The 12,775-nt window shown below is 51.0% G+C and carries 12 protein-coding genes; 1 reads left to right on the forward strand and 11 read right to left on the reverse strand.

Going from position 1 to position 12,775, the window contains the following annotated elements:
• Positions 1-92: 92 nt before the first annotated feature.
• Positions 93-1,043 (forward strand): aliphatic sulfonate ABC transporter substrate-binding protein, encoded by a 951-nt coding sequence (locus PMPD1_RS11230; RefSeq protein ID WP_173634115.1) that lies wholly within the window; start codon positions 93-95, stop codon positions 1,041-1,043.
• A gap of 400 nt (positions 1,044-1,443) precedes the next feature.
• Here the strand turns inward: PMPD1_RS11230 and PMPD1_RS11235 are convergent, their stop codons facing one another.
• The 11 genes from PMPD1_RS11235 to PMPD1_RS11285 all read right to left on the reverse strand — a co-directional run bounded on the left by PMPD1_RS11235 (position 1,444) and on the right by PMPD1_RS11285 (position 12,732).
• Positions 1,444-2,148 (reverse strand): hypothetical protein, encoded by a 705-nt coding sequence (locus PMPD1_RS11235; RefSeq protein ID WP_173634116.1) that lies wholly within the window; start codon positions 2,146-2,148, stop codon positions 1,444-1,446.
• 462 nt (positions 2,149-2,610) lie between these two features.
• Positions 2,611-2,805, reverse strand: coding sequence for a hypothetical protein (locus tag PMPD1_RS11240; protein ID WP_173634117.1), 195 nt, complete (start codon positions 2,803-2,805; stop codon positions 2,611-2,613).
• A gap of 99 nt (positions 2,806-2,904) precedes the next feature.
• The gene (locus PMPD1_RS11245) at positions 2,905-3,372 is read right to left on the reverse strand and encodes a DUF943 family protein (protein WP_173634118.1); all 468 of its coding nucleotides are present in this window, start codon (positions 3,370-3,372) and stop codon (positions 2,905-2,907) included.
• Positions 3,356-4,204: a YPO3983 family protein gene (locus PMPD1_RS11250; RefSeq protein WP_173634119.1), complete on the reverse strand. Its 849-nt coding sequence runs from the start codon at positions 4,202-4,204 to the stop codon at positions 3,356-3,358. The genes PMPD1_RS11245 and PMPD1_RS11250 overlap by 17 nt, the downstream gene beginning before the upstream one ends.
• A 156-nt stretch (positions 4,205-4,360) precedes the next feature.
• Positions 4,361-5,578, reverse strand: coding sequence for an acyl-CoA dehydrogenase family protein (locus tag PMPD1_RS11255; protein ID WP_173634120.1), 1,218 nt, complete (start codon positions 5,576-5,578; stop codon positions 4,361-4,363).
• Positions 5,575-7,032, reverse strand: coding sequence for an MFS transporter (locus tag PMPD1_RS11260; RefSeq protein ID WP_173636198.1), 1,458 nt, complete (start codon positions 7,030-7,032; stop codon positions 5,575-5,577). The genes PMPD1_RS11255 and PMPD1_RS11260 overlap by 4 nt, the downstream gene beginning before the upstream one ends.
• 174 nt (positions 7,033-7,206) lie before the next feature.
• Positions 7,207-8,082, reverse strand: coding sequence for a MetQ/NlpA family ABC transporter substrate-binding protein (locus tag PMPD1_RS11265; RefSeq protein WP_173634121.1), 876 nt, complete (start codon positions 8,080-8,082; stop codon positions 7,207-7,209).
• Positions 8,083-8,084: 2 nt separating this feature from the next.
• On the reverse strand, positions 8,085-8,786 hold the full coding sequence (locus tag PMPD1_RS11270; RefSeq protein WP_173634122.1) for a methionine ABC transporter permease: 702 nt from the start codon (positions 8,784-8,786) through the stop codon (positions 8,085-8,087).
• Positions 8,783-9,802: a methionine ABC transporter ATP-binding protein gene (locus PMPD1_RS11275; RefSeq protein ID WP_173634123.1), complete on the reverse strand. Its 1,020-nt coding sequence runs from the start codon at positions 9,800-9,802 to the stop codon at positions 8,783-8,785. The genes PMPD1_RS11270 and PMPD1_RS11275 overlap by 4 nt, the downstream gene beginning before the upstream one ends.
• A complete protein-coding gene (locus PMPD1_RS11280) occupies positions 9,799-11,214 on the reverse strand; it encodes an LLM class flavin-dependent oxidoreductase (RefSeq protein WP_173634124.1) in 1,416 nt (471 codons plus the stop codon). The genes PMPD1_RS11275 and PMPD1_RS11280 overlap by 4 nt, the downstream gene beginning before the upstream one ends.
• Positions 11,215-11,328: 114 nt before the next feature.
• Positions 11,329-12,732, reverse strand: a complete 1,404-nt coding sequence (locus tag PMPD1_RS11285; RefSeq protein WP_173634125.1) for an FAD/NAD(P)-binding protein — start codon at positions 12,730-12,732, stop codon at positions 11,329-11,331.
• Positions 12,733-12,775 lie beyond the last annotated feature (43 nt).

Here is a 12,775-nt window from a genome sequence, read left to right on the forward strand (position 1 = left end):
CTTTTTGTTCTCTGTCGGCAGGATAGTTGCTGATTATTAAGGCTTTATCCATTCGGCTGCGTATAACGGACAACAGGTAAGGTAAATCGCAAATGAAACAGCATAGACGACAGAACGCCTTCGTTACGGCAATTTTGTTAGCCGGACTTAGCGGTTCGGCATGGGCAGCAGAGCTGCCGAAAAAAATTACCATTGGCTATCAAAAAGCGAATATTTTCGCCCTGTTGAAATACCGCGGGACGCTGGAGGCAGATTTCAAACGTCAGGGGATTGATGTCAGTTGGGTCGAGTTTCCCGCCGGGCCGCAAATGCTGGAGGGGTTAAATGTTGGCAGTATTGACCTCGCCGCAACCGGCGATGTGCCGCCCGCTTTTGCGCAAGCGGCCCAGGCCGATCTGGTCTATCTGGCGCACTCACCTGCGAACCCGCAGACCGAAGCGATTGTGGTGCCAAAAGATTCCCCGATAAAAACCGTTGCCGATCTGAAAGGAAAGCGCGTGGGGCTGAACAAGGGCTCTGACGTTAACTACCTGTTGGTCACCGCGCTGGAACAGGCCGGGTTGAAATACTCCTCGATTACCCCGGTCTACTTACCACCGAGCGATGCCCGCGCCGCTTTTCAGCGTGGCGCGATTGATGCGTGGGTGATTTGGGATCCGTACCTCGCAGAGGTTGAGACGAATGAAGGCGCGCGGCAGATTAAAAATGCTGAAGGTCTGGTGCCGCACTACACCTTCTATCTCGCCAGCCGGAAGTTTGCTGATGGCTACCCGGCTACGGCGAAAAAAGTGGTGGATGAACTTTCCTCACTCAGTGACTGGGCCAATAAACATCCGGATGATGCGGCAAAAATTTTATCGACCTCAACCGGCTTGCCACAGCCTATTTGGGCAAAAACCCTGGCGCGCCAGCCCTACGGCGCCGCGCGGATGACGCCAGCGATTTTTAGTCAGCAACAAACGCTGGCCGATACGTTTACCCGCATTGGTATGTTGCCGGTGAAGGTCGATGTCAATACGGCGAAGTGGAAAGCAGATAAATAATGCCCTCTTCTTTGATTTGGGTCGTTTTGTAAGCACACCCGTTTCATCTTCAAGCCAGAGGTGAGACGGGGTAGACATATTTTAAAATTCCTTTTTATTTATTGCCTGGGTAGACGCCAATAAAAATGGCCACACACAGAATGAAAACAAGGGTAGCGATATGAGCATGTGATGGGAAGTAAGAGACAGCCATGATGAAAAATAAAGCGACCAAGGCCACGGGAAAAACTGTCCACGCTACATAGGAGCATTGGTATTTAAGCCATTTCTTAATATAGTTCAGCATGTTGACGCCTTTGAGATAAGTGTGCCTTTAGAATATATGGAATACGTGTATGCGTAAATAAAAAATAGGTAGATAGAGGTACGCTGAATAAGAACCCCTACCTATCCTGTTTTACTACCTGGCTAATTCGGCAAAGGCTTGAGCGATCTCTTCCGGGCTTAGCTGCTTGGGATGAAATACCTTATTCAGTAAAAGTTTTGGGACTATGGCAGGTTCGATGATGAAATACAGCATCTCCACATCATTCTGATACAGGACGCGGTAATACTCAGGATTAGTGTGGCTCAAGCGACGAGCACTTTCGGAGGCCTTTTGGATATATCCGTAGGTGCTGGATAAGAAGACCCCAAAGGATGAGACTCTATTTAAATTACCGATAAATTTGGTTCTAAAGTTTAGACTAAAAGAAATAGAGGTGGTTAGGGCTGCGGATAAAGCTTGGCTGGTTAAGAAAGAGTTAGATATGTTTACACCGAGGGATAGTAGTTTTGTCTGAATGATTCTTAGATCTTGGACGCTTCGACCAGCCAGCATGAGATTAACAAACAACAGGATCATGAGATAAATGACTTTATCTCCTTTCAACAGCCTGACTATAGCTTTGCCAAATCGATAGTCCTCCCTTTTTAATCTGGAGCAGACATCCTGATAGTTCTCAGTAAAACAGGAGAGATACCAAGAGGCTCTGGTCACACCCCCTTCCATCCGTTTAAGATTGTCTACTACACCGTCCTTTACACCAGATAACGCTTTTTCCAGTTGTAAGGCGAGAATCCTATCCGCTTGAAGTTTATCAGCCACCTGTCTACTGTAATACATATCTAAGTTCCTTTTTATTCACAGAGGTTTCTTTCCTTGAGAGCCGTCTAATATAACTCAAAATTTAAGCAGATCAAACTATAATCAATTTTAGAGGTAGTCAGATTAGGGGTTAAGAGTGGGATTTTGAGATAAAAGAGGGTGTGGTAACCGAGTAATACGCAACCTACTAAGATAAATGTATAACGTGTTATCTTACTTTTTATTTTCGTTACGCCATCCGTAATTTATGCAGTAACATATCTATGACAGAATTTACCGGATACTTTTCGCAAGGAAAAATGAACAAGGAACGGTTGTGTACTTAATAATTTAGTTTTTCGAAAAACTCTGCTGCAGATTTGTATTCATCGGATAAACATGCGTTTTCCATCGCAATTTCGGCATCTGTGCTCCTGGATTCGGATGTCAAAAGCTTGCATTTTTCCCTGATTGTGATATCCCATGTTCTTTCTAATTTTATTATCTGTTTTTTTTGTTCTGGCAGATTTGATATTGTTTTTTTATGGTGCTATCCAGTATACGTCTGGAGTCTTCCGTTTTTTTTATTGCCTTATTGTTTATTTCTTCTAACTGACTCATTTCTGGTTCAGTGAATGCAGCGCTAGCATTAAGAGACAGCATGCAAATAATTAAAATGTTATTAATTTTTTTCATAGAACTCAATCCTTCTTTCCTTCTTTTAAACTTGTCCATTTTAAAACGCTTAAATTCCCCATTAAAATCCAGAGGATTTTTAAGCGTATGTATTACTCTTTATTTTCGATTAATTTTAATTATTTCGCCGTTTTTTCCTAATTGGTAATCATCACCATCATACGAAATAAACCGGACTCCAAAATTCTGACTTTTATTTATAGCAAATAGTAGATTTTTATCAATACAATTAGCCTCTGTTTTTATATCACTGAAACAGAGTCTGTCATCCTTTCCCTCTTTCTGATATCCCTTACCAAACAGCCAGAAATTAATAGTAAAGTCTCCATAGGATGCGGGCTTTGGAATATCATAACGATGGTTTAATCTATCCTTATTTTTCAGCCACCACTCTATTCTTCCTTTATCGGTTAGCGGGAAATTTTTTACCAGAACATCACTGTAATTATTCCGCTGATGAACCGCGATAATCTCAACCGGGCGCAGTGATAACCAGAGTAAGTAGCCGAGTAATACACAGCCTACTAAAGTGAATATATAACGCATTATCTTACTTTTTATTTTCATTGCGCTCTCCGGTAATTTCTATACTAACGTCCATATTGACCATAAAAGGTTTAAAACCAAACTGATTATAACGCTGTAGTACAAACCAGATACGAAAAAAACGGAACTGATAGAATTTAAAATTCGAAATATCATCACTGTCCAACCCAAAGTGATCCTGAACCTTGTAATGAATGACAGCACGGTAGCGATTATCTGCAATATGCAGTGACTTTATGGTGATATGCATGGACCATATATCATGAACGGTGATCCCCATTCCGTTAAAATGATCTTTTAATCTGTCAAATTTCGGTAGCCTACCACTAAGTATCGCATCTCTTAACTGGCCTTTTTTCTCGGCTGGATAGATATTATTTACCCAGTCAATGTTTCTGTCAAAGCTATCCTTTAGTAAAAGCCGAGTACTGTTTTTAGTACTATCTCTAACAATATGCTCCTTCAAAGCCCTATCCAGCGCCATATCTCGAAAAGCGGTACCATTACTGTTCTGCATGTGGGTAATCATCTTTTCGATCAGAAACTTGTATGGGCCATACAGGGTGAACGATTGCGAGAGGTGACGAAATTCATCAAAGAGAACTCTGGCACACTCCCGCCGGGTCATTTTTTCACCCTCGCCACGTGCGCCATAAAACATTGATTGAGGCTGCCTAAATGGGGTGATTTTCGTCAATGAATAAGGATCTACTCTGGTAGAAACATCCACCAGATGATAACGCCTTTTTAACTCTGTTTCGGTTAAATCGCCGCAGCGCATATCTTTAGCGCCGTAATCATCCATCCACTTTTGCGTTTTGAATATCGTACAGGGGAAACGTAACGCAGCCATGATAATACACTCCTTGTGTTTGTCCATCCCTATGCGTCCCTACGTCAGAATATTATGTGGTAGCGAAAGCAGGCGCAACCGTTATATCCATCTGTCTAAATCTTTTCCAAATTCTGTACCAAAAATGCCTGGGGCGGCTTATTTGCCGCCCCAGATTTATTCCCCCTGCCCAATCTGCCAAATAAACGTGGGCTCGGTACCATTCACTAACCAATCCCCTACGTTGCGCGTTTTATAAATTACCGGGTTATGCGAAGCCACGGTACGCGCGTTACGCCAGTGGCGATCCAGCGCTTTGCTAAGACGCGTATCCGATGCGCCAAGCGCGTTAAACAACTCCGTCGCCGCACGTGGCACCAGTTCACTGGCAATGGTCTGGGCTTTTGCCGCCTCAACTTCAGCGAGAATATTTACCTCACGCAGCCGTACTTCATCGTCGCTCAGGTGCGTTTCATAGGCCACTTGTAATGACTGCGCTGCCCGCAATACCGTCGCCTCGGTCGCCCAGACTTGGCTGGCGATATTGCCCACCACTTGCAGCACCTGCGCATCGTTTTTCACCTGCCCGGCGTTACCATGGCTGTATACCCGCTTACGTTTGCGCACGCTGTCAGTAACATCGCGGACCACCGCCCGCCCTATCCCGGCAAGAGTCGCTAATAAGACATGCTGATAAAAAGCCGTCTGATAGCGAAAACGGTTGGCGAAATCATACAGATGTTCACCTTCAACCCGCGCCTGGTAGAAACGGGTGGTACCGCTACCGGTCAGACGTTGCCCGAAGCCATCCCAATCATCCAGACGTTCCACCTCCGGTTGACGGGTACTCACCAGCGCAATCACCGTGCCGCCGCCATCACTGCGCTCAGCCAGCACGTCAATCCAGTCGGCAAACAGCGCGCCGGTACTATAAAATTTCTCCCCCTCCAGCCGCCAGGCGTTGCCATCTGCGGTTACACGGGTGTTCAGCTTGCCGAGCTTCACCTCGCCAACCTCCGTCCAGCCGCTACCAACAATTTCACCGTCCAGAAAACGGCGAAACCAGCGGTCGCGCTCCGGCCCCTCCGGCGCGTTAAGTCGGTCTTCAACAAAGGCCACATGCGCGCGTAGCGCCTGCGGCAGATTGGAATCAGCCTCCGCCAACTCAATTAATAACTGGAACAATTGAGGTAACGATACGCCATCGCCACCCTTCTCTTTCGGCACACGTAGCGCGGCGAAGCCCGCCTCTTTTAGCCAACGAATTAGCTCCAGCGGCAGAATGCGTTGTTGCTCGCGCTCACGCGCACCTTCGGCGATACGGGCGAATACCGGGCGGAAACGCGCAATTAAGGTAGCGTAATCCGTGCCGGTCGAGAAAAATGTCGTAGTCATAAAGTGCTCCGTGAATCGTTAAGGTCGTCAATATCCTGATGCGTGGGTTCATAACGTACTGCCAGCAGGAAAAGGATCGGGATAATTGCGCTAATCGACACAATCCAGAACATATCGGTGCCCCATGCCGCCTGCAGAATCGGTAAAATAAACAGTGCTAACGCGCTACCAATGCCGGATAACGAGCGGCTAAAACCAACGCCGGTGGCGCGAATTGAAGTGGGATAAGAGAGTGCCGGATAGATCATTAGCTGTGCGCCGGGACCAAAACCTTCAGCAAATAACCACAAGCCCAACATCAAAATGGCAATCACCACTCCGGTTAGCGCCTGCGGGTGGCCGATTAAGGCCAGCGAAATCAGGGCGATAAATTGCAGAGCGAAACCGGCAATCGCCACGTGGCGAGAGGGATATTTCCATGCCAGGCGCATACCGAGCAGGCCGCCGGTAAAGGCAAACAGCGCGTTTAAGCCGAGCGATGCCGAGATGGTTTCAAACACCCCGGCACCAAGGAACTGCGCAAGGATCGACGGCAAAAAGAAAGCGATAGCGGTATATTCAAATGAAATACACAGGTTCATCACCCCGGCGACAAGGGTGCGTTCGCGGTACGGTTTTTGGAACAAAATACGAAAACTGACTTTGGGGGCTTTACCGGGCGGTGGGTTGCCTTCCGCAGGTGCTTCATGCGCGTTAATACCGTATGAGTCGCGTAAAATGCGTACGGCTCCGGCCAGATCGCCCTGATTGGCTGCCCATAATGGCGACTCATTCATAAACTTACTGCGCACCACAATAATCAGTAGCGCGGGCACCGCACCGAATAATAAAGAGGCGCGCCACAACCAGGCCAAATGTTGTTGCGGCAGCAGGAAATAAAGCCCAAAAACGATCAAGAAACATACCGAAGAAGCGGCATACCACATCGGGCACCAGGCGGCGAGGCGCGCGGCCTTGTTACCTTTACCGGTGAATTTTGAAAACTCAGCAAGGTAGGACATCGCAACCGGTAGATCGATTCCCACGCCGATCCCCATCAGAAACCGCGCGCCAATCAACACCCACACATTGGGCGCCAGCCCGGCGACAATGGCAGAAACCACAAAAAACAGCATATCGGCCATAAACACCGAATAACGGCCATATTTATCCGTTAGCCAGCCACCGATTAAATTACCGAGAATAGTACCGAGCATAATTGACGAGGTAACCAGACCGGTGATGGTCGGCGTAAGGTTAAATTCACGCACCACATCGTCAATACCGTAGGAAAGCGTGGTGAGATCGTAAGCATCAAGAAATACCCCGCCGAGGGCAAGGAACACTATCATGCGCGCATAAGTATTTTTCTTACTGCGGGTATTAATTAAGTGTGCAACATCGCTAACCGACCCCACCGGCATTGATTCCGCCCTCGGTGTGGGAAATACAGGATCCCCGGATAATATACTCATCATTTCCTCTGTCTTTTTTGCAGGTGAAGCCATGGTTATAAGAGGAATACGGCGCGATAACAAATATCAAAAAATCATACTATTTTGTTTTTTTTCAATAAGTTCATTCATTTTTAATCCAGCACAAAACCCCGAATTAACCGGAATTAATTCGGGGCGTTTTCACTCGATTAACTATTGTTGAGAAACGGGTACCAATACGCCTTTCACTAACGGGTCATCGGTCTCTTTCAGCCAGGTTTGCACACGCGGATCGGCAAACGCTTTTTTCAGTTTAATAATATTCTCCTGATCTAAATACGGCGTGCCAATCACTAATTGCGAAGCGAACGTTTTCGGCGCAGGCGGAAATAAGATCCCTTTTTCACGCGGGACTTTACCGGCATCAAATTGCGAGACATAACCAATCGCCGCGTCTACCGAATTTAATGCTCGCGGCATGGTTAACAGATCCAACTCTTTAAATTTAAATTGATGCGGATTGCGCTGAATATCTTTTAATTTCGCGGTGCGCGGTTCAACCGCCGGATCCAGACCAATTAAGCCAATGCGCTGCAGCAACCACAGCGCCTGCCCCTGATTCGCGCCATCGTTGGGTACTACGATTTCCGCGCCCTGCGGCAATGCCGCAATCGAAGGATACCGATCGGAGTAAATACCAAATGCCCACTGGAAAACCGGCAAGGTGGAGGTCAGTTTAAAGTTATTGGCATCGACCACCTGTTTGAGCCACCACTGATGTTGATAAATGGTGCCGGCATATTCGCCCTGTGCCACCGCCCGGTCGGCCTGCACCGGATCTTGTAGCCCCACCGCCGTAAGCTTAATGCCATAATCGGGCGCGATATGCTGACCAATGTATTGGATTAGATGTTCTTCACCCGCCATGGCCGGTTCAAAATGCACTTTCAGCGTGGTGCCAAAGGTGGACTGCTGCTGCTGACCCGCTGTCAGTTTCCAGCCCACCCCAGCGGCGACTACCACCACCACCGCGCCAACCGCCCACGGCCAACGCCTTTTTTTTCTAATTTCAAATTCCTGATGAGACATAATTACTGTGCTCCCTGATGAGGACGTAAGGCGGCAACCAGACGGTCGCCAATAAACTGAATCACCTGAATAGTGGCGATCAGCACCACGATAGTGGCAATCATGATGTGGTTATCGAAGCGCTGATAGCCGTAGACCACCGCCAGATAACCAATGCCGCCCGCGCCGATGGTGCCTGCGATGGCGGAGTATTCGATCATCGAAATAACATTCAGCGTGATCGCCGCTACAATCGCCGGGAGCGCTTCGCTAAGTTGCGCGCGGGTAATAATTTGTAGCGTCGACCCGCCGGAAACCAGCCCTACCGCGGTAACTTCCGACGGCAGTTCACGTAAGGCGTTCTCGACCAGGCGGCCGAAAAAAGGGATCCCGGCCACAATCATCGGGATCACCGCTGCCGGAATACCAACCGTGGTGCCGGTCAGCCAGAAGGTGAACGGAATAATCGCCGCCATTAACACCAGAAACGGTAGCGATCGCCCCATGTTGACCAGCCAGCCTAACCCCCGATTCAACGATGCATGGGGAAACAATCCGCGTGAAGAGGTATTAAATAACACCACGCCGAGCGCGCCGCCCAACACCACCACAAACAGCATCACAATACCGACCATTAGCCAGGTTTCGCCGTAGGCGGGCAGCATTAAGGTATGAATTTGGTTCCAGGGCGTATCCTGACTCATCACATCCGCCGGTTGCTTCATACAGCCTCCCGTAACTGTGGCGGTTGTTCGATCACGTCCGCATGGATGCCAAGCTGCTGTAAATGTTGTAACAATTGTGCGGTTGGCGTCGGGCGGTCGTTAAAGCGCACCGCCACCTGCAACCGACCGGCTAATGCACGGTCGAGCCGTTCGACATGGCCGCCAAGCAACTCAATGTGCAGGTTATGCGCGAGGCTAAGGCGGCTGATCCAATCGGTTGAAACCGGTTTGCTGGTGCTGTAAGTGATGCGCAGTTGTAATGCGCTGTGTGATGGCAGCGAATTGACCGGGAACAACTGTTGACCGAGCAGCGAATCCGGCTGCGCTAACAGTTCCGCCACGCCGCCTTGCTGAATAATCTGCCCGTCGCGAATTTCTGCGACCGCATCCGCCGCACGACGTACCGCATCCATTTCGTGGGTGATTAAGATGATCGAGAGTCCAAACTCATCGCGTAACTGTTTCAGGAGTTGCAACACCGTGGCGGTGGCATCCGGATCCAGCCCGGAAGTGGCCTCATCGGCAAGCAGCACCGAGGGTTGCAGCGCCAGCGCGCGCGCAATACCAATACGCTGGCGTTGTCCGCCGGAAAGCTGCGTAGGATAAAAATCTGCCTTGTGTGCTAACCCGACCGCTTCCAGCAAGGTCGCGACGCGTTTGTTAATATCGCGTGGCACCACGCCAAGGTACTCCAGCGGTAAAGCAATATTTTGCCAGGCGGTTTTCCGTTGCAACAACGCCGAGGACTGGAACACAGTGCCTATCGCCCGCCGTTCACGGCGCAGCGCTTCGCCGGAGAGCAACGAGAGATCGTTACCGTTGACGCGGATGCTGCCGCTATCAGGCTTCTCCAGCAGGCTAATGCATTTCGCCAGCGTAGATTTACCGGCGCCGCTTGGCCCCACAACGGCGGTAATCGAACCGGCGGGTACCCGCAGCGTGATGCCTTTTAACACCGCCACCTCGCCGCCGCCGGGCGCACGATAATGCTTATGCAAATTATCGATTTCGATCATACCGCCCCCGCGCCGCTCAGCGCTGCTTTCTCCGGACGATCGGCCGGTTGCCGGTAGTTAACGCCCGGATGCGGCGCGCTCAGACGTGGCCCTTGCCCGAACAATTTTTCACGTAGCGTGCCCGGCGCGTACTCTTGCTTATAGACGCCGCGCTTTTGCAGTTCGGGAACTAACAGTTCAACCACGTCGCGGAACGTCTCGTGCGTGACGGCATACGCCAGATTAAAACCATCGACATCGGTTTCCTCAATCCATGCTTGTAATTCATCGGCCACGGTTTGCGCGCTGCCGACCAACAAAGGGCCAAACCCGCCAATCCCCACCCAATCGGCTAATCCTTGCACCGTCCACTGGCGCGTTGGATCGGCGGTGGAAAAAGTCTCCACCGCCGACTGAATGGCGTTGGTATGCAAGTGCTTCAGGACCTGATCGGGTTGATACTGCCCAAAGTCGATACCGGTCCAGCCTGAAATCAGCGCCAGCGCGCCCTCATAACTGACCCAGGATTTATACTCTTGCCATTTCTCCTGCGCCTGCTTGTCGGTCTCACCGACAATCACCGTTTGCAGGTTAAAAATTTTGATGCTGTACGGATCGCGCCCAACCTCCTGCGCCCGACGGCGAATGTCGCTGACCACTTTTTTCAGTAAGATTTTGGACGGCGCGGCGACAAATACGCATTCGGCATGTTCGGCGGCAAATTGTTTACCCCGGCTGGAAGCGCCAGCCTGATACAACACCGGAGTACGTTGCGGTGAGGGCTCACACAGGTGAATGCCCGGCACGTTGAAAAAATGCCCCCGGTGATTGATCGGATGAATTTTTGTCGGGTCGCTAAAGATGCGCCGCTGGCGGTCACGCAGCACCGCGCCCTCTTCCCAACTGCCTTCCAGCAGCTTATAGACCACCTGCAAATATTCATCCGCATAGTCATAGCGTGCGTCGTGATCGGTTTGCGCCTGGTGGCCAATATTCCGTGCGCCGCTCTCCAGATAAGAGGTCACAATATTCCAGCCGACGCGCCCTTTCGTCAGGTGATCGAGCGTGGAAAGGCGGCGAGCGAACGGATATGGATGTTCAAACGACAGCGAGGCGGTCAGGCCAAACCCAAGGTGTTCGGTAACCAGCGCCATCGGCGTCACTAAGGCCAGCGGATCGTTAACCGGCACTTGCGTTGCCTGGCGGATGGCGGCATCGCCGTTGCCGTTTAACACGTCATAAACCCCAAGGACGTCGGCAATAAACAGGCCGTCAAATTTGCCGCGTTCCAGTAAACGCGCCAGATCGGTCCAATACTCCAGGTCTTTGTACTGCCAGGAACGATCGCGCGGGTGCGCCCATAATCCCGGTGACTGGTGTCCAACACAATTCATATCAAAAGCGTTCAAACGAATTTCACGTTGCGATGACATAGCGCTCTCCACAGCGAATCCTGGTCTGGCTTAAGCCGACCGGTTCGTAGTTATCATGGTTAAATCTGAGGATGGGACGAGTGCATCGCCCCGATAAGAATTAAGGTGCCAGTCTTAAGCCAGACATCGTCCTTCCTGCTGCGGCGCCAGCACTGTTGCCAGCAGTTGCTGCGCGACCGCTTCGGCATGTTCAGCAACCTGCGGCAACCCCATTAACTCGCCAAAACGTCCACGCGCCGCCGGGCCGACGACCAGTAATCGCGGGTTCGCCTCTCCTGCCTGATTAATAGTTTGGGAGTGCGCATTAACCAGAATACCGAGTTGCAGCGGATCGGCCTGCAGTTCGCCGTTGGCGGCTAATTCACGCAATAGCGGCTGGCTCTCCAACAGTCCGCCATGCGCCGGGCCGGTGGTAACAATCAGCTTATCTACCCTGATGTCACGCGGCGCACCGTGGCGCGGTGACAGGCGCAACCTGATGGCATCGCCTTCTGACGCGGCCTGACGTAAACGTGCCGCCAACACCTGCAACGCTCCTTGTTGTTGTTTTTGCTCTAACAACTGACTGACTTGCGGTGCAATACGATAACGGTGTACATCCCACCAGGCGCGTAGATGGCGCAGAAAACGCCGCTGCTCTGCCAGAGAGAAACCTGACCAAATCCGTTGCCCGTTGGCGCGTACTGTATCCAACACCGCCTGCCATGGTGTGCCTTGCTCTGCCGCACGCGCAATTTCACTGCGGATGTATGCTGTCCAGTCATTAAGTGACAGCGTCAGGTCATCCAGTGCCGCCAGCGGCCACGGTGTAATAGCGCCATTGGCATTCGGGCGAGGCAATAGCCCATGGCGCGAGAAGGCGATGATCGGCCCGGCATGACCGCGCAACTGTAACGAAGCGACGTTATCTGCCATGGTTAGGCCGCTCCCGATAATGGCAATCCGATCACTTGGTTTTACCGCCTCAAGCGCATCCGGGCGCCACGGATCGGCAATTAACCCCGGATGTCCGGCCAGCGAGCGGGCAATCATGCCGGGTAATGCTGGCGGCGGATGACTGACCGCCAGTACCACGGCATCCGCCGCGATTAACTGGCCCTGACGGGTTAATACGTGGTTGTCGCGTAACGCTATCGCCTCGTCGCGCAGATGGCTCAGCGTGGCAGGTGAATAACGCTGGGCTTCAACGAACTTTTCGGCGATATAACGCGCAAACGCCCCACGCTGCGGATAGACGCTCCCATCCGTCCAGCGTGCCGCCGTATCTTGTGTATAGGCGGTTTGTTGACGATACCAGCGGTCAAAATCTCCCTGTTCCGCCGCAGAAAGCTGCATTTTTTCCGCCGGGACGTTAATCCGATGGGCGGGATCAGACGTGGAGTAGGCCACGCCCTGCGCCAATGCAGCACGGGGTTCAACCACCGTAATAGCCAGCGGCGATGACGTTTGACGCGCCAGATGAATCGCCAGCGCCGTCCCGCTAAATCCCCCGCCGATAATCACCACCCGTTTCGTCATGCCAATACCTCATTTCTTTGGCAACGCATTGCGGTATGCATCT

Source organism: Paramixta manurensis, assembly GCF_013285385.1.
Classification (GTDB): Bacteria; Pseudomonadota; Gammaproteobacteria; order Enterobacterales; family Enterobacteriaceae; genus Paramixta; species Paramixta manurensis.